Raw genomic sequence first — 21,981 nt, 5'->3', positions numbered from 1 at the left:
GACGTCGGTGGCTCCCAGCCTACCGAGGCGACGACGGGGCCCGACGTCCGTTCCGGGCGCGGTCCGCGCCGACCCTGGCGTCGGCGACACCGGGCGCGCTAGCGTCGAGGACCATCTCGGGGCCGGCCTTCAAGGAGCAGGAATGAGCACGTCCGCCGCACGCACGCCGCGGCACGCCCTGATCCTGCCCAACCCCGCCGTGGGCGACGACGCCCCGGCGATGGTGGAGTATGCCGTCGCCGCCGAGGAGGCGGGGTGGGACGGGGTCTTCCTGTGGGACGTGCTGGTCTGGCCCGCCGCCCCGGACGACCTGGGGCGGGCGGGCGACCCCGAACCCTTCCGGCCCGAGGAGTACGCCGCCCAGATCGACCCGATCATCACCCTGGCCGGCATCGCCACCCGCACCGACCGGATCGCCCTGGGCACCTGGATCGTGCCGGCCGCGCGCAGGCAGCCCTGGCAGCTGGCCAAGGACCTGGCGACCCTGGACCGGCTCTCCCGCGGCCGGGTGGTGCTCGGCGTCGGGCTGGGACGTCGGGCCGAGTACGACCTCTTCGGTGAGGAGTGGGACCCGCGGCGGATCGGCCGCCGCTACGACGAGACCCTGGAGCTGCTCGAGCGGTTCTGGAGCGGCGAGCGGGTCACCTTCCACGGCGAGTTCTTCGACGTCGACGACGTGGCCCTGCTCCCCACCCCTGCGCAGCGGCCCCGCATCCCGGTCCTCGTGGGGGCTTTCTGGCCCAACCGCAGGCCGGTCCGCCGGGCCGCCCGGTGGGACGGCCTCATGCCCGTCGTCGATCCCGACCCGGACGGGCCGGACCTGACCGCGCTGATGGCCTACTACCGCGAGGTGGCCGACGAGCCCGGCGAGGTGTTCCTCTACGTCGACGGCGCGGGCCTGACCGACGCCCGGGTCGACTCCTACCGCGACCTCGGGGTCACCTGGCTGGCGTCCGACTGCATCTCCGGCGGGCGGTCCACGGAGAAGAACCTCGAGCTGGTCAGGAGGGGCCCGCCGCCCTGGTGAGCGGCCCCACGTCGCCCCGGCCGGGAGGCCGTGCGATTCTCGTCCCATGACCACCGAGACCCGCACCGCCGCCGCCGTCTCCCCCGCCGACATCGAGAACGGCCGGCGGGCCTACGAGCTGGACCGCGCCCACGTCTTCCACTCCTGGCAGGCCCAGGCCCTCTTCGAGCCGATGACCGTGCTGGCCGCCTCCGGCTCCCACGTGTGGGACGGCAAGGGCAACCGGCTGATCGACCTGTCCTCCCAGCTGGTCAACACCAACATCGGCCACCAGCACCCGGCCGTGGTGGCCGCGATCCAGGAGCAGGCCGGTCGGCTGTGCACCATCGCCCCGCAGCACGTCAACGACATGCGCTCCGAGGCCGCCCGGCTCGTCAGCGAGCTGACCCCGCAGGGCCTGGACACGGTCTTCTTCACCAACGGCGGGGCCGACGCCAACGAGCACGCCATCCGGATGGCCCGCCTGCACACCGGTCGGCAGAAGGTGCTCTCGGCCTACCGCAGCTACCACGGCGGCACCCAGCTCGCGGTCAACGTCACCGGTGACCCGCGGCGGTTCGCCAACGACTACTTCGGCGAGGGCGTCGTGCACTTCATGCCCGCCTACACCTACCGGAGCTACTTCGGCTCCACCACCGAGGAGGAGGAGTCCGAGCGGGCGCTGCGCCACCTGGAGGACATGATCCTGCTGGAGGGGCCGCAGAACATCGCCGCCCTCATCCTGGAGACGATCCCCGGCACCGCCGGCATCTACCTGCCGCCGCCCGGCTACCTCGCCGGCGTCCGGGAGCTGACCCGCCGGCACGGCATCGTCCTCATCGCCGACGAGGTGATGGCCGGCTTCGGCCGCAGCGGCGCCTGGTTCGCCTTCGACCACTGGGACCTCACCCCGGACCTGATCACCTTCGCCAAGGGGATCAACTCCGGCTACGTCCCCCTCGGCGGCGTGGTCATCAGCGACGAGATCGCCGCCACCTTCGACGAGCGCGCCTACCCCGGCGGACTCACCTACTCCGGCCACCCGCTGGCCTGCGCCGCGGCGGTGGCCACCATCACCGCCATGCGGGAGGAGGGCATGATCGAGAACGCCGCCCGCCTGGGCCGGGAGGTCATCGGTCCGCGGCTGCGCGAGATCGCCGAGCGCCACCCCAGCGTCGGCGAGGTCCGCGGCATCGGCTGCTTCTGGGCGGTCGAGCTGGTGAAGAACCGGGAGACCAGGGAGCCGCTGGCCCCCTACGGCGGCAGCTCGCCCGCGATGACCGAGCTGACCAAGGCCCTCAAGGACGGTGGGGTGTTGCCGTTCGTCAACTTCAACCGCGTGCACGTCGTCCCGCCGCTGAACATCGCCGACGATGACCTGCTCGCCGGGCTGGCCGTGCTCGACGAGGCGCTCGAGGTGGCCGACGCCCACGTGGAGTGACAGGCCGCCGGCAGCCCTCAGCCCTCCGGGTCCGCCAGCAGCCGCGCCTTGGCCGCGGCGAACTCCTCGTCGGTCAGCGCGCCCCGCTCGTGCAGGTCGGCCAGCGCCGTCAGGTGCACCACCAGCGGGTGGTCCGACCGGACCGGTGGACTGCCGGGCCACGGGACGTCGTCCTCCGGCGGCCGCCTCCCCCGGTCATGCCCGCCGACCGGGGGTGCACCCACAGGGATGAGTGGCATACCCCCAGGACCGGTACGCGCCAGCACCTCCTCCAGCCGGTTGAACGTCTGCCCGTTGTAGGTCAGCGTGCCCAGGTTGACCTCGCCCTCGTCGGTGACCGCCGTCACCAGCCCGGCGCTGAACACCTTCTCCCGCTCGATGTGGACGTCGGTGGCCCGGGCGCGGTCGACCTCGTCGACGACCGGCATGCCCACGTGCTGGTCGCCCAGCGTCAGCAGCCGTCGGTCCGTCACGACGAGCAGCGCCACCGATCGCCGGAACCGGGTCACGGGGAACATCCCGAGCACCGCCTCGCCCGGGAGCAGGTTGAGCCGCAACGACTGGCGGGCGACCGGCAGCAGCCACCGCACCTTGGGGTCGACGTATGCCGTGTCCTCGACCGGCCACCCGGACGTCTGCTCCCGCACGCGCCTTCCTCCCTGGATCTCGTCCGACCACGGTCCCCCCGTGGCGCGACGTCGACCCTACCGCCGCGTGGACGGCCCGTCGGCGCCGCCGGTTCCGCCGGTTCCGCCGGACCGCGCGGTGAACCGCACCTCCTGCCCCGGCCGCAGCTGGGCGCACCGGTCGACCGCCTCGTCGTCGACGTAGGCCACGACCGGGTAGCCGCCGGTCACCGGGTGGTCGGCCAGGAAGAGCACCGGCTGCCCCGACGGCGGGACCTGCACCGCGCCGCGCAGCATCCCCTCGCTCGTCAGCTCCCCCTCCTGCGCCCTGGTCAGCGGCTGGCCCTCGAGCCGGACCCCGACCCGGTTTGACCGGCTGTCGACGACGTAGGTCTGGGACAGGAACTGCCCCCAGGCCTCGTCGTCGATCCAGTCGCGCCGCGGCCCCGCGGTCACCGGCACGACGAGCAGGTCGTTCGTCGGCTCCGGCACGGGGGCCACGTCGACGCCCGGCACCGGCCGGGGCGTGGTCCCCACGGGCAGCTCGTCGCCGGCCTCGACCACCTTCGGTCCCAGCCCGGAGAGCACGTCGGTCGCCCGGCTGCCGAGCACCGGCTCCACGTCGATCCCCCCGCGCACCGCGACATACGTCCGCAGACCAGCCTCGGGTATGCCGAGGCGCAGCTCCTCCCCGGCGCGCAGGTGGGTGGGACCCAGGTGGGGTGCGCCCGGGCACCGGGCCCCGGTGGTGACGACGACGACGTCCTCGTCGGTGGTCAGCACCAGCCCGCCGAGGGTCACCTCCAGGGTGGCCAGCGTCGGGTGGTTGCCGACGAGCGCGTTGGCCAGCCGGTGGGCACCACGGTCGCAGCAGCCGGACCGGCCGATGCCCAGGGCGGCCTGCCCGAGGCGCCCGAAGTCCTGCACGGTGGTCAGCGCCCCCGCCTCCACGACGGTGAGCGTGGTCACGGTCGCTCCACGAAGCGCACGGGCGTGCCGGGCAGGAGCAGCGACGGCGGGTCCCGGTCGAGGTCGAACATCTCCACGAGGGCGTGGCCCACGAGCTGCCAGCCGCCGGGCGACTCCCGGGGGTAGACGGCCGTGAACTCCCCCGCCAGCGCCAGCGCACCGGCCGGCACCCGGGTGCGCGGCGAGGAGCGGCGCGGGGTGTCCCAGGCGAACCGCGTGCCGGCGATGTAGCCGAAGCCGGGGGCGAACCCGCAGAACGCGACGGTCCACTCCTCCTCCTGGTGGCGGCGGACCAGCTCCTCCGGCGACCACCCCAGCGCCTCGGCGGCGTCGTGCAGGTCCTCACCGTCGTAGCGGACCGGCACCTCGACGGGCTCGCGCTCGGTGCCCGCGTGCTCCCCCGGGCCGACCTGGCGCACCTGCTGCTCCAGCTCGCGCAGGTCGGTGCCGCGGTCGGCCACGACGAGGATCGTGCGTCCGGCGGGGACCAGGTCCAGGACCGGCAGCTCCGTCTCCTGGAGCGCGGCGTAGCGGGCCAGCACCTCCTCGAGGGTGTCCAGCTCCAGCAGCAGCCCGCGGGAGCCGCTCGGCAGCACGCGCACGGCTCAGCCCGCCGGGGCGAACGGGGCCAGGGTGACGCCGGCGCCCTCGAGCGCGGTGCGCACGCGGCGGGCGATCTCGACCGCCCCGGGGGTGTCGCCGTGCACGCAGATCGAGTGCGGGTGCAGCGTGAGCGGGTCGCCGTTGACGTCGGTGATCGGCTCGCCGGTGGCCATGGCGACGCACCGGCGGGCGATCTCCTCCGGGTCGTGCAGCACCGAGCCCTCCCGGCTGCGCGGCACGAGGTGGCCCTCGGGGGTGTAGGCCCGGTCGGCGAAGGCCTCGTGCGCGGTCGGCACCCCCGCCTCCTCCGCGAGCCGGAGGACCACCGACCCGGGCAGCCCCATGAGCACCAGGTGGGCGTCGAACTCGTGCACGGCCCGGACGACGGCCCGGGCCTGCTCCTCGTGGGTGACGATCGCGTTGTAGAGACCGCCGTGCGGCTTGACGTAGGTGACCCGGTGGCCGTGCCGCCGGGCCATCCCGTCGAGGGCGCCGATCTGGTAGATCACCTCGTCGGTCAGCACGCCCGGCTCCATGTCGATGAACCGGCGCCCGAAGCCGGTGTGGTCGCGGTAGGCCACGTGCGCCCCGATCGCCACGTCGAGGGCGGCCGCCCGTGCGGTGACCTCGCGCATGATCGGCGGGTCGCCGGCGTGGAAGCCGCAGGCGACGTTGGCGCTGGTGACGATGGACAGCAGCGCCTCGTCGTCGCCCATGGACCAGCTGCCCATGCCCTCGCCGAGGTCGGAGTTCAGGTCGATGGTCATGTCGCTCACCCCGTGACGAGCTCGATGGCGGGCCGGACCGAGTTGACGGCCAGGTAGATGGTCACCAGCCAGGCCACGGTGCCGATGCCGGCCAGCCACTTCGGGTAGTCGTAGCCGTGCAGCAGGTCGCGCCGTCGCCAGGCCACCCACATCATGACACCGATGCCGACCGGCAGCAGGATGCCGTTGAAGGCGCCGGCGAAGACCAGCAGCTGGGCGGGGGCCGCGCCGATGGCCAGGAAGAGCACGGTCGAGAGCACGATGAAGCCGACCACCAGGATGTTGGTCGTGCGCGGCGGGGTCTTGGTCCGGGAGGTCAGGAAGGTGATCGTCGTGTAGGAGACGCCGATGACGCTGGTCAGCGCCGCGGCGGAGAAGACGACCCCGAACAGGCGGTAGCCGACGTGGCCGGCCGCGGCCTGGAAGGCGCTGGCGGCCTGGCTGGCCGGGTCGAGCTCGGCACCCGTGCTGACCACGCCGAGGATCGCCAGGAAGAGGATGACCCGCATGACGCCGGTGACGATGATGCCGGTGGCGGCGCTGCGGGTGATCTCCCGCAGATGGGCCTCGCCGCTGACGCCGGCGTCGAGGAGCCGGTGGGCGCCGGCGTAGATGATGTAGCCGCCGATCGTGCCGCCGATGAGGGTGGTGATGGCCAGCACGCTGACCTGCTCGGGCAGGACCGAGTTGCGCAGCGCGTCGCCGACCGGGGGGCCGGAGGTGACCGCGACGTAGAGGGTCAGCAGGATCATGACCGCACCGAGCAGCACGACGATCCGGTCCATCGCCACCCCCGCCCGCTTGGACAGGAAGATCCCGACCGCCGCGGCGGCCAGGATCACGGCCCCGATCCGCGCGTCCAGGTCGGTCATGATGTTCAGCCCCAGGCCCGCACCGCTGACGTTGCCGATGTTGAAGACGAGGCCGCCGACCAGCAGCAGCCCGGCCATGACGTAGCCCAGCCCCGGCAGCGAGGCGTTGCCCAGCTCCTGGGCCCGCATCCCCGAGACCCCGATGACCCGCCAGACGTTGGTCTGGATCGCGATGTCCACGAGGATCGAGATGACGATCGCGAACGCGAAGGCCGCCCCCAGCTGGACGGTGAAGTTGGTCGTCTGCGTGATGAAGCCCGGCCCGATGGCCGAGGTGGCCATGAGGAAGATGGCCCCCAGCAGCGTGCCCCGGCCGGTGGCCGCAGGGCGCGCGACGTCGGCGGCCTTGTGCGGGGAGTCGTGCAGCTCTGCCATCGACGTCGTCCTGCCTGTGCGGGGCCCAGGGGCGGCCCGGATGTCGCACGACAGTAGTGATTGTTCAACGATCCGTCCAGAGGTGTTGAACAAGTTGTGACCGTGGTCGATGATCGGGGGCATGGGAGCAGGGAGCAGGGGCGGCGGCGGACGGGGCAGCGTCACCCCTACCGCCGCGGGGACCGTGGTGGTCCTCGTGGGCGAGTGGATCACCGAGGGGCGGCTGGCGCCGGGCGACAAGGTGTCCGAGACCTGGGTCGCGGCCGAGTCCGGGGTGTCCCGCAACACCGTGCGCGAGGCCTTCCGGCTGCTGGAGCACGACGGGTTGCTCGTCCACGAGCCCAACCGGGGGGCCTTCGTCCCGCAGGTCACGCCGTTGGACGTGCGCGACATCTACCGGGTGCGCCGCGTCCTTGAGCCGGCGGTCGTGCGCGGGCTCACCGAGCTCGACGTGTCCCGGATGCAGGCGCTCACCGCTGCCGTCGACGCGGCGCGGTCGGCCGCAGCCCGGCAGGACTGGCCGCACGCCGGGTCGGCCAACATGCGCTTCCACCGGTCGCTGGTGGCCCTCGCCGGCAGCGTACGGCTCGACGCCACCATGCGGCGGCTCATGGCCGAGCTGCGCCTCGTCTTCGCCGTGGTCGAGCACCCGGCGGAGCTGTTCGGTCCCTTCGTGGAGCGCAACGCCCGGATCGCCGACCTGCTGCTGTCAGGCCGCTTCCCGGAGGCGGCCACGGCCCTGGAGACCTACCTCGCCGACTCCGAGGACGCCATCCTCACCGCCTTCTCCCGCCAGGAGCTCACCGCATGACCCAGGCCCCCTCCGCCGACCGCCTCGACTCCCCCGCCGCCGCGCGCGCGGCATACCGGGCCGGCCTGGTCTCCCCCACCAGCGGGCACGCACCGGGGTCCACCCAGGCCAACCTCGTCGTCCTGCCGCGTGACTGGGCCTGGGACATGCTGCTGTTCGCCCAGCGCAACCCCCAGCCCGTCCCGCTGCTGGACGTGACCGAGCCGGGGTCACCCCGGACCCCGCTGGCGCCGGAGGCCGACCTGCGCACGGACCTGCCGCTCTACCGGGTGTGGCGCGACGGCGAGCTCGTCGAGGAGGTGCCCGACGTCATGGACCTGTGGCGGGAAGACCTCGTGGCCTTCCTCGTCGGGTGCTCGTTCAGCTTCGAGCGGGCGCTGCTGGACGCGGGCGTGCCCGTGCGCAACATCGAGCAGGGACGCAACGTGGCGATGTACCGCACCGACCGCCCGTGCCGTCCCGCCGGCCGCCTCTCCGGCGAGCTCGTCGTCTCGATGCGCCCGGTGCCGGCCGCCCTGGTGCCCACGGCCGTGCAGGTGACCGCCCGCATGCCGGCCGTCCACGGAGCGCCGGTCCACGTCGGGGCGCCGGAGGCCCTGGGGATCAGCGACCTGGACGCGCCCGACTTCGGCGAGCCGATCGACGCGCGTCCGGGCGACGTGCCGGTCTTCTGGGCCTGCGGGGTGACGCCGCAGGCGGCGCTGATGGCCTCCCGTCCGCCGTTCGCGATCACGCACGCACCCGGGCACATGTTCGTCACCGACGTGCCCGACGGCACCTACCGGCTGCCGTGACGGGCGTCCGGCTGACCGACGGCCCGCTCGGCACCACGCTGGTCCTCGACCGGCCCGCCCGGCGCAACGCGCTCACGCTGGCGATGTGGCAGGACCTGGGTGCGCTCGTGCGCCAGGTCGGGGACGGCCCCGACCCCCTGTATGTCGTGGGGGCCGGCGGGTACTTCTGCTCCGGGGCAGACCTCGACGCCCTGCGGTTCGCCCGGTCCGGCCCCGACCACGCCGAGGAGTTCGTCCACGCGGTCGTGTCGGCGCTGCTGAGCATCCACGCGGTCGACCGGGAGGTCGTGGCCGTCGTCGAGGGCGGCGCGGCCGGCGGCGGGGTGGAGATCATGGCCGCCTGCGACCGGAGGGCCGCGCTCGGGGAGCCGACGCTGGTGTTCCCCTTCGGTCACCACGGGATGAGCCTGGACGGCTTCACGCGCTGGCGGCTGCACCGGCTCGTGGGGGACGACGAGGCCGAGCGGCTGGTGGACGGCCGCCACGTCGTGGGCACCGACGAGGCCGTGCGGCTGGGGCTGCTGGACGAGCGGCACGACGACCTCGCGACGCTGGCGGCCGCAGAACGGCGACGCCGGGCTGCTGCCCCGGTGGCCCCGCCGGCCCACGGCGAGCGCTACCTCGCGGGGGTCGACGAGCTCCCCGAGGCGGTGTCCCGGGCGGCGGGGCCGATGCTGGTGGCTTTCCCACGGCATACCTGAGCCCGGTCCCGGTCGGTGCGGGACCGTCCTGTCGCCCCCGACCGATATCGTGCCTTCATGACGCTTCCCCGCCCCGACATCGACCCCGACGGCCTGCTGGAGTACTCGGTCGTCTTCACCGACCTCTCCCTGAACCACATGTCGAAGCGCTTCGTCGGCGTGATGCAGCAGCTCAACGAGTTGCTGAGGAGCACGTACACCGCGGACGCGGTGGCGGTCGTGCCCGGCGGCGGCACCTACGGCATGGAGGCCGTGGCCCGCCAGCTGGCGACCGGGCGTCGAGCGCTGGTCGTGCGCAACGGCTTCTTCTCCTACCGCTGGTCCCAGATCTTCGAGATGGGCGGGATCACCGAGGACGTCACCGTGCTCACCGCACGTCCGACGGCGGACACCTCCCCCTCGCCCTGGGCGCCGCCGCCCGCCGAGGAGGTCGCCGCCGCCATCAAGGAGCACAACCCCCAGATCGTCTTCGCCGCGCACGTCGAGACCTCCGCGGGGATCGTGCTGCCCGACGACTACCTGCGCACGGTGGCGCAGGCCACGCACGAGGCCGGTGGCCTGTTCGTGCTCGACTGCATCGCCTCCGGCGCGCTGTGGGTCGACATGAAGGACGTCGGCGTCGACGTGCTCATCACCGCTCCCCAGAAGGGCTGGAGCGGGAGCCCCGGCGCGGCCTACGTGATGGTCAACGAGGAGGCGCGAGAGGCGATCCACGCCACCACGTCGACGAGCTTCTCGGCCGACCTGAAGAAGTGGCTGTCGATCTCCCAGGGCTACGTCGAGGGCAAGCACGCCTACCACGCGACGATGCCCACCGACACCCTGGCGCACAACCTCGAGGTCATGCTCGAGGGGACCCAGCGCGGGCTGCCGGCGCTGCGCGAGGCGCAGGTCGAGCTGGGCGCACGGGTGCGGTCGCTGCTGGCAGAGCGCGGCTTCACCTCCGTGGCGGCGGAGGAGTATGCCGCGCCCACCGTCGTCGTCGTCCACACCGACGACCCGGGTCTGAAGTCGGGGGCGAAGTTCACCGAGGTCGGCCTCCAGGTCGCCGGCGGGGTGCCGCTGATGTGCGGCGAGCCGGAGGACTGGTCGACCTTCCGCCTGGGCCTGTTCGGCCTCGACAAGCTCGGCGACGTCGACGGGACCGTGTCGCGGCTGGCCGAGGGGCTGGACCGGGCGCTGGCGCTGTAGCTGCCCACGCGCTTGTGACACATCGGTCGCCGTGACGACCGATGTGCCACAACTGACAGCGAGCGGTCGCCTCTAGTCGTCGCTCCCGACCTGCTGCAGGACCGCCTCGGCGACCTCGGTGGTGCTCGCGGTGCCGCCGAGGTCGGGCGTGCGGACCCCGCCGGTCAGGGTCGCCTCCATCGCGGAGACGAGCTCGGCGGCCGCCTGGGGGTGGCCCATGTGGTCCAGCATCATCGAGGCCGCCCAGATCTGGCCCAGCGGGTTGGCGATGCCCTGCCCGGCGATGTCCGGGGCCGAGCCGTGCACCGGCTCGAACATGGAGGGGTGCTCGCCCTCGGGGTTGAGGTTGCCCGATGGGGCGATGCCGATGCTGCCGATGATCGCCGCCCCGAGGTCGGTGAGGATGTCGCCGAAGAGGTTGGAGGCCACGACGACGTCGAAGCGGCCGGGGTCGAGCACGAACTGCGCCGACAGGGCGTCGATGTGGTAGTCCCGGACCTCCACGCCCGGGTAGTCCTTGGCGGTCTCGTGGACGACCTCGTCCCAGAACGGCATCGTGTGGATGATGCCGTTGGACTTGGTCGCCGAGGCCAGGCTCCCGCGGCGGGAGGCGGCCAGGTCGAGGGCGTAGCGGGCGGCCCGCTCGACGCCCCGCCGGGTGAAGACCGACTCCTGGACCGCGAACTCGTCCGGGGTGCCGCGGTACATCCGGCCGCCGACCTCGGAGTACTCCCCCTCGTTGTTCTCGCGCACGACGAGGAAGTCGATCTCGGTGCCCTCCTTCAGCCGCAGGGGGCACTCGATCCCGGGCAGCAGCCGGACCGGTCGCAGGTTGATGTACTGCTTGAACGCCCGCCGGATCGGGATGAGCAGGCCCCACAGGGACACGTGGTCCGGCACCCCGGGGTAGCCGACCGCCCCCAGCAGGATCTGGTCGGCCTCCGCCAGCTGCTCCAGCCCGTCCTCGGGCATCATCCGCCCGGTCCTGGTGTAGTGCTCGCAGCTCCAGTCGTGGTGCTGCCAGGCGAAGTCGATGCCGTGGCGGCGCCCCACCGCCTCGAGGATGCCCAGCGTCGGCTCCATCACCTCGGTGCCGATCCCGTCGCCCGGGATCACGGCCACCCTCACCTGCTCATCCATCGTCACAGCCTTCCGTTCAGTCGCAGCGCCCCGCGCAGGAGCGCCGAGTGGTCCAGTCGTCCGTCGCCGTTGACCACGGCGGAGGTCATCAGCTGGGCCAGCAGCCCGCCCACAGGGAGCACCACGTCGGCCTCCCGGGCCGCACCGGTCACGATGCCCAGGTCCTTGTCGTGCAGCTCCACCCGGAAGCCGGGGTCGAACCGTCGCTCGGTCATGTTCCCCCGCTTCTGCTCCAGGACCGCCGACCCCGCCAGCCCCCCACCCAGGACGTCGAGGGCGGGACCCAGCTCCACGTCATACCCCTCGAGGAGGGCGACCGCCTCCGCCAGCACCTGCAGGTGCCCGGCGACGATCAGCTGGTTGGCGGCCTTGACGGTCTGACCCGCGCCGGAGGGCCCGACGTGGACGACGGTGCGCCCGACCACCTCGAGCAGGGGCCGCGCGGTCTCGACGTCCTCCGCCTCGCCCCCGACCATGATCGACAGGGTGGCGTTCCGCGCGCCCGCCTCGCCCCCGGACACGGGGGCGTCGAGCATGCGCAGGCCCCGGTCGCGCGCCTCGTCGGCCATGCGGCGGGCGACGTCGGGGCGGATGGTGGAGAAGTCGACGACCAGGCTCCCGGGCCGGGAGTGCTCGAGGACCTGCCCGTCCCCCAGCAGCACGTCCTCCACGTCGGGACCGTCCGGAAGCATCAGGCAGACGACGTCCGCGCCCTCCACGGCCTCGACGGCCGAGCCGCAGGCGGTCCCGCCGGCCTCGACGAGCGGCCCGGTCTTCGCCGGGGAACGGTTGTGGCCGCGCACCTCGTGCCCGGCCTGCTGCAGGTGGACGGCCATGGGGCTGCCCATGATCCCCAGGCCGACGAAGGCGATCGTGCTCATCGTCTCGCTCCTGTCCACGGGGGTCGGTGACCGCCACCCTACGGGTCTCACCCGAGCAGCAGAAGACCCCTCACCAGCGCGGCCGCGCCGCCCAGTGCCGCGACCACCGTGGCCGTGCGCCGGGCCGCGGTGGCCGAGACCCGGTCGGCCAGGGCACCCCCGAGGGCGATCCCGACGAGCACGCCGCCCACGACGACCAGGGCCAGCCACCACGGCGGCACCCAGGCCGTCACCGGGGTGACGAAGGTCTTGGCCAGCACGGACAGCCCGCCCATGACCATGAAGACCGGCTGCATCGTGGCGGCGAAACCGGCCTGGCCCCACCGCACCAGCCGGGCGTGGACGATCATCGCCGGCCCGGCCACGCCCGCGATCGTGTTGAGGGCGCCGCCGACCAGCCCGGCCCCGGGCGTGACCCACCAGCGCCGCACGTGCGGGAGCCGGCCGAGGTGGTCGACGAGCCACCCCGTGCCCAGGCCCAGCAGGACCACGGCCCCGACGGTGATCTGCAGGGCCGGGCCGGGCAGGGCCCCGACGAGCAGGGCGCCCAGGACGGCGCCCGGGACCGCGGCGACCCCGATGAGGAGCGCCCGCCGCCACTCGACCGCGCGCCGCACCGCGACGGTCAGCATGAACGCGGAGACGGTGGTGGTGGCGTTGGCCACCAGCACGCCCGGCGCCGCCCCCAGCAGGACCGCGAGCAGCGGCGCGACGACCAGGCCCATCCCCAGCCCGGACACCCGCTGCAGGGTCGCCCCGACGACGATCGCGACCACGATGAAGGCGATCATCGAGGCCGTCAGGGTCATGGGCGGCAGTCTCGCACCCTCGCCAGCACCTCGCGGACCACGGCGTCCGCCTGCCGCTCGGGCAGCCAGTGGCCGGCGTCCACCTCGACGAACCGGTAGTCCCCCCTGACGTGGCGTGCCGTCCGTTCCGCGGCGGCCCGGCCGAGGAAGGGGTCGCGGGTCCCCCACACGTAGGTCGTGGGCACGGCCACCGGCCCGACCCGCAGGCCGCCCCGGCCGTCCCGGGCCGGTCGTAGGGCCGCGCGGTACCAGTTGAGCGGCCCCCGCAGCGCGCCCGCCCGCCCCAGCCGCGCGGCATACCTCCGCGCGTCCTGGTCCGGCAGCCCCGTGCGTCGGAGGCCACCGGAGCGCAGCATCCGGGCGAGCCCGCGCTCGGGCAGGACCGGGAGCTGGAAGGCGAGCATGTACCAGCTGCGGCGCCCCTGGTCGGCGTGCCGGAACGCCCACGCGAGCGCAGACGGGTGCGGCGTGGACAGCACCACCAGGCTCGCGACCCGGTCGGGGTGCGCGGCGGCCAGCGCCCACGCCACGCCGCCGCCCCAGTCGTGCCCGACCACGTGCGCCCGCTCCACGCCGGCCGCGTCGAGCAGCGCGACGACGTCGGCGACGAGCTCGGAGATCCGGTATGCCGTCACCCGCCGCGGGCGGGCGCCGGGCGAGTAGCCGCGCTGGGTGGGGGCGAGGGTCCGCAGGCCGGCGGCGTGCAGGAGGGGCGACACCCGGTCCCAGGCGGTGGCGTCCTGCGGGAAGCCGTGGAGCAGGACGACGACCTCGCCGTCCTCGGGTCCGCCGTCGAGGACCTCGAAGGTCAGGCCGTCGCGGGTGAAGGTGTCCACGGGCCGATGCTAGTGAGATGGGTCGGCCCGGGGGTGCGGACGTCGTCAGGAGACCCTGATCCACACCCCGCCGAGCTCGGCGTGCTCGGCGCACTCGGAGGCGCCGGAGCTGACCATGAGCGCGGGGGCGGGCGCCGGCGGGATGGTGCCGCCCGTCCCGCGGAGCACGGGCTCCGCCAGGACGGCCGTGGACCCTGCCGGGCACCCCAGGGACTCCTCGCTGCTGGTGAGGACGAGGTCGCCCGAGGGGTCGATCGAGACCTCGCCGACGTCGTCGGGGGTCGAGAGCAGCTCGCCGTCGTCGTCGAGGACGTAGCGGCCTGTCTCCGAGTCCTCCGGCGTCGTCACGACGAGCACACGCCCGGTCCCCTGCTGCAGCCAGGCGCGGGAGACGTGCGGGAGGCCTCTGACCTCAGTGGGGGCGTGGTGCACCCTGGCGCTCTCGGCGTTCCCCTCCGGAGTGGTGCCGGTCCACACCAGGTCCGCGCCGGCCTCGGACATCGGCGAGAGCCGGATCCAGGACATCTGGTCCACGCCCGCGCAGGGGCTGTCGGAGGCGGCGGTCCGGACGACCCGCCCACCCAGGCGGCCGTCGTCGGTGAGGCGGAGCGCCCAGTCGCACATCTCCTCGGGCAGCTCGATCCCCGTCGGGGTCAAGGTGTAGGACACCGGCCCCTCGACGTCGGTCCCCTTGTGGGTGGGGTCGACGAGGGTGACGGTGCCGTTGCGGTGGAAGTTCCACAGCTCGCCGCTGAAGTCTGCGGTCAGCCAGACGCCCGCGAGGCTCTCCACGTCCAGCGGCAGCTCGGTCACGGGCTCGGGGACGGGCGCCGCCGGCTGCGGCGCCGCCGTCTCCTGCAGCTCTCGCCAGCCCACGACCCCCGCCAGCACCAACGCGCCGACGGCCGCGGCCGCGACCAGGCCCGTGCTCCAGCGCCGCCGTGAAGTTGCCTGCTCCCGCCGGTGGACGAACCGGTGCTCGGCGTGCACGAGCTCCTCGTCCGTGACCGAGACCTCGCGGGCCACGGTCTGCAGCGAGCTGCGCAGCCTCTCGTCGATGTTCATCGGGTCTCCTCCAGGGTGGTCGAAAGGGTCGCGCGGGCACGGTGGGCGTGACGCTTGACCGACCCGGTGCTCAGTCCCAGCAGCGAGGCCGTCTCGGCCTCGCTCAGCTCGAGGAAGTAGCGGCAGACGATGACCTCGCACTGCCGCCGGGGCAGGGCACGCACGGCCTCGACGAGCCGGTGCGCCTCGTCCCGGTCGACGACGGACACGCTCGTGTCCGGTGACGGCGTGGGCTCGACCCACCCGGGACGGGACCGTTCCCTGACGAGGGCCCTGATCCGGGAGCGGGAGAGGTTGAGCACGCAGACGCGCAGGTAGCCCAGGGGTGCGGTCCGGTCGCGGAGGGTCGACCAGTGGCTCTGCAGCGAGCAGAAGGCCTCCATGACCACGTCCTCGGCGCTGCACCGGTCCCCCAGCAGGCAGTACGACAGGCGCAGCAGGCCCTCGTAGTGCTCCCGGAACAGGCTCTCGACCACCTCGTCCCTCGTGAGCTCCACGGCCTCGGGCCGGACCTGGCCGACGGGGGTGGTGGCGGCGTCAGCGTCCGCGGGCGCACGCGGCTCCCGCCCCGCCTGCGACATGCCTGTCACCGCCTCTTCGGCTACGTCCCTCATGCCCACTAGTCGCATCCGACGCCATCAGGTTGACACGTCCGGCCGACCGGTGGGGATACGCATCCGGCGGGAACCGGGGACGTCCGCCCCGGCGAGGTGTTCCTCGACGGGGCGGTGCGGCATACCCCTCAGGTCCCCATGGTTACCACGGCCCGGCCCGTGACCTCCCCGGCCCGCAGCGCCGCGTAGGCGGCGTCGACGTCGGCCAGGTCGAAGGTCCGGGTCACCACGTCCCGGTAGCGCAGCACGCCACGGTCGGCGAGGTCGACGACGGCCGGCAGGTCGGTGCGGGTGCGAGCGCCGTAGTTGGCGATGATCCGCAGGCTGCGGCGGACCATGAGGTTGATCTCCACCGGGGCGTCCTGGCCGGCGCGGCCCAGGCCGACCGGGACCATCCGGCCGCCGGGGGCGACGAGCTGCAGCGCGAGCTCGAACGTCTCCGGGCGGCCGAGCACCTCGAAGGCCACGTCCACCCCACGTCCCCCGGTGGCGGCGAGGACCTGCTCACGCGCGTCGGGGTCGCGCGAGTCGACCGTGACCGTCGCCCCCATGCGCGAGGCGGCCGCCAGCTTGTCGGCGTCGACGTCGACCGCGACCACCTCGGAGGCGCCGAACGCGCGCGCCAGCTGCACGACGTTGGACCCGACGCCGCCGACCGCGACCACGGCCACGCTCTCCCCCGGGTGCAGGTCGGCCGCCCGGCGCACGGCCCCGTACGCGGTCAGCCCGGCGCACCCGAGGACCGCGGCGGGTGCTAGCTCCATCCCCTCCGGCACGGGCGCGACCGCGGTGGCGGGGACGACCGCATACTCGGCCAGCCCTCCCATGGAGTACATCGCCACCGTCTCGCCGTCGGTCGTGCGCAGCCGGCTGGTGCCGTCGAAGAGCTGGCCGCCCAGCCGGTTCCTGGCGAAGAACTCCTCGCAGAGGTCGTCCCGTCCCTGGACGCAGTAGCGGCAGCGGCCGCAGGGCATGAGGAAGGCGCCCACGACGGGCTGCCCGACGGCGAGGCCGTCCCGCCCGGCCCCGGGCCCCAGCGCCGCGACCGTGCCGGAGATCTCATGCCCGAGCACCGCCGGCCGGGGGAAGGCGATGTGGCCGTCCAGCGCGTGCAGGTCGCTGTGGCACACCCCGCAGGCGGTGACCCTGACCAGGACCTCGTCCCGCTGCGGCTGCGGCACAGGCAGGTCCTCGAGGACGAGGTGGCCGTCCTCGCGGCACACGGCCGCGCGCATCGTGGTGGGCAGTGACCCGGACGTCGTCATCGTCGTCTCCCTCGTCGGTGTGGCGGACTGCCCCCGATCATGCCGTGGGCGCCAGCGGTCGGCGAGGGCGGGGACGGGAGAGACTGGGTCCATGACACCCGCCACCACCCGGCAGGTCGTGCTGGTCGCCCGCCCCGAGGACGTGCCCCGGCCCGAGCACTTCGAGATCCGCCAGGCCCGGGTGCCGGACCTGGCCGAGGGCCAGCTGCTGGTCCGCAACGACTACCTCTCGGTCGACCCCGCCATGCGCGGGTGGGTCAGCCCGGTGGCCAACTACGCCGAACCCGTCGCGATCGGTCAGGTCCTGCGCTCCTTCGCCGTCGGCGAGGTGCTGGCCTCCCGCCACCCCGACCACCAGCCCGGCGACGTGGTCATGGGCATGTTCGGCTGGACCGAGCACGCCGTCGTGGACGCGACCACCGTCTGGCGCACCCTCACCGAGACCGACCTGCCCCGCTCCCTGTCCCTGGGCGTGCTCGGCCTCAACGGCCTCACCGCCTGGGCCGGCGTCCACCGCGTCCTGCGCCCCCGGCCCGGATCCACCGTCGTGGTCTCCACCGCCGCCGGCGCCGTCGGGTCCGTCGTCGGCCAGCTCGCCGCCGACCTGGGCGCCCGCACCGTCGGCATCGCCGGCGGCCCCACCAAGGCCACCCGGTGCGTCCAGGAGTTCGGCTACGACGTCGGCCTGGACTACCGCGCCCCCGACTTCCCCGACCAGCTGGCCGAGGCCACCCCCGAGGGGGTCGACCACTACTTCGACAACACCTCCGGCCCCGTCACCGACGCCGTCATGGCCCGCCTGGCACCCCACTCCTCCGTGCTCGTCTGCGGCACCGCCGCCATCACCTCCTGGGACCCCTGGCCCACCGGCCCCCGCACCGAACGCATCATCCTGACCCGACGCGCCCGCATCGAGGGCTTCCTGGCCTTCGACCACCTCGACGCCCTCCCCGAGGCCGTCACCGACCTGGCCGACAAGATCCGCACCGGCCAGCTCGCCCACCGCGAACACGTCCTCCACGGCCTCGACCAGGCACCCGGCGCCATCGCCATGCTCTACGACGGGAGCAACGACGGAAAGCTCGTCATCCAGCTGCGGTGAACGGCCGGGGGCCCACCGTCAGTCCCGGGAGACCTTGCCCTCGGTGAAGATCTCCACGGTCCCGGTCAGCGTGCGGTGCACGGGGCACTTGTCGGCGATGCGCAGCAGGGCCACGTGCTGCTCCTCCGACAACGACGGGTCGAGGGTGATCGTCCGGTCGATGCGCTCCAGCCGGCCCTCCTTCGTCTCGCAGTCCTCGCAGTCCTTAGCATGGATCCTGCTGTGCTGCACGGTGACTGACGTCGTGCCGTAGTCCCAGCCCTTGCGCCGGGCATACATCCGCATGGTCATCGAGGTGCACGCGCCCAGCGCCGACAGCATCACCTGGTAGGGGTCGGGCCCGTCGTCGTCGCCCCCGGCGGCGGTCGGCTCGTCCAGGACCCAGGTATGCCGTCCCGCCTCGGCGGTGTGCGCGTAGCCGGCGTCGGCGCTGCGCTCGGTCACCCGGACCCCCTCCGGGACCGGCTCGGTGACCTGGGCCGTGGCGACCGCCTGCGCGGCCTCGTCCCGGGGCTGCGCGCCGGTCTCGTCGGCCGCGGCCGCGTCGGGCTCGGGCAGGTAGCGCCCGGCCCAGGTGGCGATGATCCCGGCGGCGAACTCGGCGTCGGCGTGGTCGGAGAGCAGGTGGTCGGCGCCGTCGAGCGAGACGAACGAGCGGGGGTGGTCGGCCGCGGCGAAGATCTTGCCCGCCTGGTCGATCCCGACGACCCGGTCCTGCGGCGAGTGCAGCACGAGCAATGCCGCGTCCATCGCCCCGAGCCGCTCGGTCTGGGACTGCTCGGAGATGTCGTCCAGGAAGCTCTGGCCGATGACGAACGGCCGGCCGCCGATGTCGACCTGCAACCGGTCCTCGCCCTCGTCGCTGGGGCGGGCGCCGCGCAGCAGGTGGCGCACGTGGTCGGTCGAGGCGGGAGCCGCGACGGTGACGACGGCCCGGACCGTGTCGATCTGCCCGGCCGCGGCGATCACCGCCGCGCCGCCGAACGAGTGCCCCACGAGCAGCCCGACGTCGCCCCACTCGCGCCCCATCCACGCCGCGGCCGCCACGAGGTCCTCGACGTTGGTGGTGAAGGTCGTCTCGGCGAAGTCGCCCTCGGAGTCGCCCAGGCCGGTGAAGTCGAAGCGCAGCACGGCATACCCCCGCTCGGCCAGCAGCCGGGAGATGCGGGTCGTGGCGTGCGCGTCGCTGGTGCAGGTGAAGCAGTGCGCCATGACGGCGTAGCCCCGCGGGCGTCCGTCCGGCAGCTCGAGGGTGGCGGCCAGGTCCGCCCCGGTGGCCCCGGGGAAGGTCACCTCCCGCACGGTGGTGCGCTCCCCGTCCCGCACGGCCTGCCTGTCCTGCTCCACGTCATACCTCCGCGGTCGTCCTGCTGATGGGCTGCGCCCAGCCTCGCACGCCCGGTCCATGTCCGCCCCCCGTCGTCCGGCACGCGACGGTCGACGGTGGCAGGCTGGGAGGTCCCGCCACCCACCCCGAGGAGCCACCATGGACGCACCCCGCTACGAAGACCTCACCGCCCTGCTCGTCAACTGCTCCCTGACGCCGGACCCGGCCCGCTCGCACACCGGCCGGCTGCTCGACGTCGTCGACCACCTGATGACCGGTGCCGGGGTGACCGTCGACCGCCTGCACGCGGTCGGCCACGACATCGCCCCCGGCGTCCAGCCCGACATGCGCGAGCACGGCTGGGAGCGCGACGAGTGGCCCGACCTGTGGCCCCGCGTCCAGGCCGCCGACATCCTCGTCCTGGGCACCCCGATCTGGCTGGGTGAGGAGTCATCGGTCTGCCGCCGCGTCGTCGAGCGGCTCTACGCCATGTCCGGCCAGCTCAACGACGCCGGCCAGTCGATCTACTACGGCAAGGTCGGCGGGGCGGTCATCACCGGCAACGAGGACGGCGTCAAGCACACCGCGATGTCGCTGCTGTTCGCGCTGTCCCACCTGGGCCTGACCATCCCGCCCCAGGCCGACGTCGGATGGATCGGCGAGATCGGGCCCGGCCCCTCCTACGGCGACCCGCGCGAGGACGACGTGCCGGTCGGCTTCGACAGCGACTTCACCCGCACGAACGCCACGATCATGTCCTGGAACCTCATGCACACCGCCGACCTGCTGCGCCGGGCCGGAGGCCTGCCGACCTACGGCAACGACCGGGACGCGCTCCAGGGCGGCGAACGGTTCGGCTACGCCGGCCCGGAACCGGTGAAGACCGACGGCTGACCGGACCGGCTAGAGCCAGCGGGGCAGTGCGGGCGCCGAACCGGCGTCGCCCCGCCCGGTGAGGTATGCCGCCAGCTCGGCGGCCGTGCCCCGCGCCTCGGGCGAGGCCGGCGGGTCGTCGGGCTCGCCGATGCGCCAGGTGCGCTCCCCAGCCTCGTCGTGCAGCCAGAGGACGGGGTGCCCGCCCTCGGCCACGGCCGCCGTCCGCTGCGCCACGACGTCGTCCACCAGGTCGTGCAGGAACCCCTCGGGCAGGTCTGCGAAGGACACCCCGGCCCCCAGGTCGACGGCGTGGATCAACACCTCCCGGGCCCGCATCCAGGGCACCTGGGTGGCCTCGACCATCCGCCCCTGGCCGGTGCGCACGCGGTGCTCCCACTGCTCCTGGGACAGCTCGTCCAGGTCGGCCCGCAGGGCAGCGGCGGAGGTGGTGAACCAGTCACGCAGCTCGGGGGCGGTCCGGCGCGAGCCGGTCTCGATGTCGGCGTCGCGCTGCTCCCGGGAGGCGTACATGGGCGTCTCGACCCCCGTGCGCGCCCAGGCGACAAGGTTGCACAGGGCCTCGGCGTTGGCCGCGGCGTGCGCGACCACGTGCGCCCGGCTCCATCCCTCGAGGCGCGACGGCGCGCGGAGCTCCTCGTCGGCGAGCCCGGACAGGACCCTGGCGAAGATGTCGGTGCCCTCGTCGGCCCAGGCGAGCGACCGGGTCAGCGGCGGTGCCATCAGGACCGGGCCTCCTCGTCGAGCCAGCCGGCCAGCACCTCGGCGACCTCGCGCGGCTGCTCGGCCGGGGCGAGGTGGGCCGACTGCTCGGCGATGACCAGCGTGGCCCCCGGGATCGCGGCCGCCAGCCGCTCCTGCGACTCGGGGGGAACGACCTGGTCGTGCCGCCCGCCCAGCACGAGCACCGGCACGGACACCTTCGTGAGCCAGGGGCGCAGGTCGGCCACCGCCAGGGCCTCGCACACGCGGGCGTAGGACTCGTCGTCGGCGTGCTCGAGACTGGTCAGCAGGGCCGCGGTGTCACGGGCCTCCCGCTCGACGAACCCCGGGGCGAACCACCGCTGCCTGGACCCCTCGACCATGCTGCACGTCCCGTCGCGGCGGACGGCGGCGGCCCGCTCGTGCCAGCCGTCGGCCGTCCCGACCTTGGCGTCCGAGCAGATGACCGCGCTGCCCGTGAGCCGGTCGTCCGCCCCCGAGCGGCCGGTGGCCAGGGCCAGGCCGACGAGTCCACCCACGCTCACCCCCGCGTACGCGAACGGCGCTCCCGGTCGGTGCCGCTCCACGAGGTCGACGACGGCGCGGCCGAGGTCCTCGACCGTGAACACCTCGCCGGACGGTTCCCCGTCCCCGTGCCCCGGCAGGTCCCAGCCCAGCACGTCCACCTCGTGGTCCCCCAGGTGGTGGGAGCACTCCTGCCAGAGGGCGACGACACCTGTCCCCAGCGAGGGGCCCACGACCAGCAGGCGTCGTCCGCGGTCGGGGGTCAGCCACTGCCCCGTCAGCACCGGTCCTGTCATCGCGGTCCGTCCGTCCTGGTCATGAGGACAGGTTCCCACGACTCGGGGGTGGCGTGGACGTCCCGGGTCACCGGCGAGGCGGCCAGCACCCCATCGACCAGGGCAGGCAGCTCCGCGAGCTGGTTCGTCGTGACCTCCAGGAGGCTCGTCGCGCAGCCGGGGCACATGACAACGTCCTCTGGTCGTTCTCCTTCCTCCCCCCAAGAATGCTCCCGTTCCCGCTTCACCGACAGGATGTGGCCGCCGGATGCTGCGGTGACGTCGCTCACATCGCGCGAGGCGTGCGAGCACGGCGAAAATTCGTCGGTCCCCACCCTCCTCCGACCATGGTGCGGCCGGTCCCCGGCTGGACCTCGGATCCGCGTCCCC

General features: G+C 73.7%; 24 protein-coding genes. 8 read left to right on the top strand and 16 right to left on the bottom strand.

What is annotated here, in order from left to right:
• Window positions 1-142 precede the first annotated feature (142 nt).
• Window positions 143-1,027: an LLM class flavin-dependent oxidoreductase gene (locus tag FJR00_RS09745; RefSeq protein WP_141338553.1), complete on the top strand. Its 885-nt coding sequence runs from the start codon at window positions 143-145 to the stop codon at window positions 1,025-1,027.
• A 46-nt stretch (window positions 1,028-1,073) separates the two neighbouring features.
• A complete protein-coding gene (locus FJR00_RS09740; RefSeq protein WP_141338552.1) occupies window positions 1,074-2,447 on the top strand; it encodes an aspartate aminotransferase family protein in 1,374 nt (457 codons plus the stop codon).
• A gap of 17 nt (window positions 2,448-2,464) precedes the next feature.
• Here FJR00_RS09740 and FJR00_RS16310 read toward each other — a convergent pair whose 3' ends face one another.
• Genes FJR00_RS16310 through FJR00_RS09715 form a run of 5 tightly spaced genes read right to left on the bottom strand, consistent with a single transcriptional unit; the run spans window position 2,465 to window position 6,659 of the window.
• Entirely contained in the window at window positions 2,465-3,094 is a 630-nt protein-coding gene (locus tag FJR00_RS16310; RefSeq protein WP_238330421.1) for an SHOCT domain-containing protein, read from the bottom strand.
• A gap of 57 nt (window positions 3,095-3,151) precedes the next feature.
• Entirely contained in the window at window positions 3,152-4,042 is an 891-nt protein-coding gene (locus tag FJR00_RS09730) for a 5-oxoprolinase subunit C family protein (protein ID WP_141338551.1), read from the bottom strand.
• The gene (locus FJR00_RS09725) at window positions 4,039-4,644 is read right to left on the bottom strand and encodes a 5-oxoprolinase subunit B family protein (RefSeq protein WP_075958545.1); all 606 of its coding nucleotides are present in this window, start codon (window positions 4,642-4,644) and stop codon (window positions 4,039-4,041) included. The genes FJR00_RS09730 and FJR00_RS09725 overlap by 4 nt, the downstream gene beginning before the upstream one ends.
• 3 nt (window positions 4,645-4,647) lie before the next feature.
• The gene (locus tag FJR00_RS09720) at window positions 4,648-5,412 is read right to left on the bottom strand and encodes a LamB/YcsF family protein (RefSeq protein WP_141338550.1); all 765 of its coding nucleotides are present in this window, start codon (window positions 5,410-5,412) and stop codon (window positions 4,648-4,650) included.
• A 5-nt stretch (window positions 5,413-5,417) separates the two neighbouring features.
• Window positions 5,418-6,659 (bottom strand): NRAMP family divalent metal transporter, encoded by a 1,242-nt coding sequence (locus tag FJR00_RS09715; RefSeq protein WP_141338549.1) that lies wholly within the window; start codon window positions 6,657-6,659, stop codon window positions 5,418-5,420.
• A 121-nt stretch (window positions 6,660-6,780) separates the two neighbouring features.
• On the opposite strand from FJR00_RS09715, the gene FJR00_RS09710 reads away from it, so the two are divergent.
• From FJR00_RS09710 to FJR00_RS09695, 4 genes are read left to right on the top strand one after another with little or no spacing between them, the layout of a single operon-like run.
• Window positions 6,781-7,470, top strand: a complete 690-nt coding sequence (locus FJR00_RS09710; protein ID WP_181409575.1) for a GntR family transcriptional regulator — start codon at window positions 6,781-6,783, stop codon at window positions 7,468-7,470.
• Window positions 7,467-8,264, top strand: a complete 798-nt coding sequence (locus tag FJR00_RS09705) for a putative hydro-lyase (protein WP_075958542.1) — start codon at window positions 7,467-7,469, stop codon at window positions 8,262-8,264. The genes FJR00_RS09710 and FJR00_RS09705 overlap by 4 nt, the downstream gene beginning before the upstream one ends.
• A complete protein-coding gene (locus tag FJR00_RS09700; RefSeq protein WP_181409574.1) occupies window positions 8,261-8,965 on the top strand; it encodes an enoyl-CoA hydratase/isomerase family protein in 705 nt (234 codons plus the stop codon). The genes FJR00_RS09705 and FJR00_RS09700 overlap by 4 nt, the downstream gene beginning before the upstream one ends.
• Before the next feature lie 57 nt (window positions 8,966-9,022).
• Complete coding sequence (locus tag FJR00_RS09695; RefSeq protein ID WP_141338546.1) at window positions 9,023-10,156, top strand: aminotransferase class V-fold PLP-dependent enzyme; 1,134 nt, start codon at window positions 9,023-9,025, stop codon at window positions 10,154-10,156.
• Window positions 10,157-10,228: 72 nt separating this feature from the next.
• Here the strand turns inward: FJR00_RS09695 and FJR00_RS09690 are convergent, their stop codons facing one another.
• From FJR00_RS09690 to FJR00_RS09660, 7 genes are all read right to left on the bottom strand, one after another.
• Window positions 10,229-11,296 carry a tartrate dehydrogenase gene (locus FJR00_RS09690; protein ID WP_141338545.1) on the bottom strand — a complete coding sequence of 356 codons (1,068 nt, stop codon included), beginning with the start codon at window positions 11,294-11,296 and terminating at the stop codon, window positions 10,229-10,231.
• A gap of 2 nt (window positions 11,297-11,298) precedes the next feature.
• Window positions 11,299-12,177: an NAD(P)-dependent oxidoreductase gene (locus FJR00_RS09685; RefSeq protein ID WP_141338544.1), complete on the bottom strand. Its 879-nt coding sequence runs from the start codon at window positions 12,175-12,177 to the stop codon at window positions 11,299-11,301.
• Window positions 12,178-12,224: 47 nt separating this feature from the next.
• Window positions 12,225-12,986 (bottom strand): sulfite exporter TauE/SafE family protein, encoded by a 762-nt coding sequence (locus tag FJR00_RS09680; protein ID WP_141338543.1) that lies wholly within the window; start codon window positions 12,984-12,986, stop codon window positions 12,225-12,227.
• The gene (locus tag FJR00_RS09675) at window positions 12,983-13,822 is read right to left on the bottom strand and encodes an alpha/beta fold hydrolase (protein ID WP_141338542.1); all 840 of its coding nucleotides are present in this window, start codon (window positions 13,820-13,822) and stop codon (window positions 12,983-12,985) included. The genes FJR00_RS09680 and FJR00_RS09675 overlap by 4 nt, the downstream gene beginning before the upstream one ends.
• Before the next feature lie 45 nt (window positions 13,823-13,867).
• Window positions 13,868-14,887 carry a hypothetical protein gene (locus FJR00_RS09670; protein WP_141338541.1) on the bottom strand — a complete coding sequence of 340 codons (1,020 nt, stop codon included), beginning with the start codon at window positions 14,885-14,887 and terminating at the stop codon, window positions 13,868-13,870.
• Window positions 14,884-15,468: a sigma-70 family RNA polymerase sigma factor gene (locus FJR00_RS09665; protein ID WP_141338540.1), complete on the bottom strand. Its 585-nt coding sequence runs from the start codon at window positions 15,466-15,468 to the stop codon at window positions 14,884-14,886. Before FJR00_RS09665 ends, FJR00_RS09670 begins: the two co-directional genes overlap by 4 nt.
• A gap of 161 nt (window positions 15,469-15,629) precedes the next feature.
• Window positions 15,630-16,766, bottom strand: a complete 1,137-nt coding sequence (locus tag FJR00_RS09660; protein WP_141338539.1) for a zinc-binding dehydrogenase — start codon at window positions 16,764-16,766, stop codon at window positions 15,630-15,632.
• 91 nt (window positions 16,767-16,857) lie between these two features.
• On the opposite strand from FJR00_RS09660, the gene FJR00_RS09655 reads away from it, so the two are divergent.
• Window positions 16,858-17,868, top strand: coding sequence for an NADP-dependent oxidoreductase (locus tag FJR00_RS09655; protein ID WP_141338538.1), 1,011 nt, complete (start codon window positions 16,858-16,860; stop codon window positions 17,866-17,868).
• 18 nt (window positions 17,869-17,886) lie between these two features.
• Here FJR00_RS09655 and FJR00_RS09650 read toward each other — a convergent pair whose 3' ends face one another.
• A complete protein-coding gene (locus FJR00_RS09650; protein ID WP_238330420.1) occupies window positions 17,887-19,215 on the bottom strand; it encodes a bifunctional alpha/beta hydrolase/OsmC family protein in 1,329 nt (442 codons plus the stop codon).
• A 139-nt stretch (window positions 19,216-19,354) separates the two neighbouring features.
• Between FJR00_RS09650 and FJR00_RS09645 the strand changes: the two genes are divergently transcribed.
• The gene (locus FJR00_RS09645) at window positions 19,355-20,089 is read left to right on the top strand and encodes a flavodoxin family protein (protein ID WP_141338536.1); all 735 of its coding nucleotides are present in this window, start codon (window positions 19,355-19,357) and stop codon (window positions 20,087-20,089) included.
• Between the two features lie 9 nt (window positions 20,090-20,098).
• Here FJR00_RS09645 and FJR00_RS09640 read toward each other — a convergent pair whose 3' ends face one another.
• Genes FJR00_RS09640 through FJR00_RS15745 form a run of 3 tightly spaced genes read right to left on the bottom strand, consistent with a single transcriptional unit; the run spans window position 20,099 to window position 21,779 of the window.
• On the bottom strand, window positions 20,099-20,812 hold the full coding sequence (locus tag FJR00_RS09640) for a maleylpyruvate isomerase family mycothiol-dependent enzyme (protein WP_141338535.1): 714 nt from the start codon (window positions 20,810-20,812) through the stop codon (window positions 20,099-20,101).
• Window positions 20,812-21,612: an alpha/beta fold hydrolase gene (locus FJR00_RS09635; protein WP_141338534.1), complete on the bottom strand. Its 801-nt coding sequence runs from the start codon at window positions 21,610-21,612 to the stop codon at window positions 20,812-20,814. The genes FJR00_RS09640 and FJR00_RS09635 overlap by 1 nt, the downstream gene beginning before the upstream one ends.
• Window positions 21,609-21,779 (bottom strand): hypothetical protein, encoded by a 171-nt coding sequence (locus FJR00_RS15745; RefSeq protein ID WP_158068678.1) that lies wholly within the window; start codon window positions 21,777-21,779, stop codon window positions 21,609-21,611. Before FJR00_RS15745 ends, FJR00_RS09635 begins: the two co-directional genes overlap by 4 nt.
• Between the last annotated feature and the right edge of the window lie 202 nt (window positions 21,780-21,981).

The organism is Ornithinimicrobium kibberense (genome assembly GCF_006519705.1).
GTDB classification, from domain to species: domain Bacteria; phylum Actinomycetota; class Actinomycetes; order Actinomycetales; family Dermatophilaceae; genus Ornithinicoccus; species Ornithinicoccus kibberensis.
Note: the sequence above shows the minus strand (reverse complement) of the source record. Positions and strands in the feature narration are given on the sequence as shown.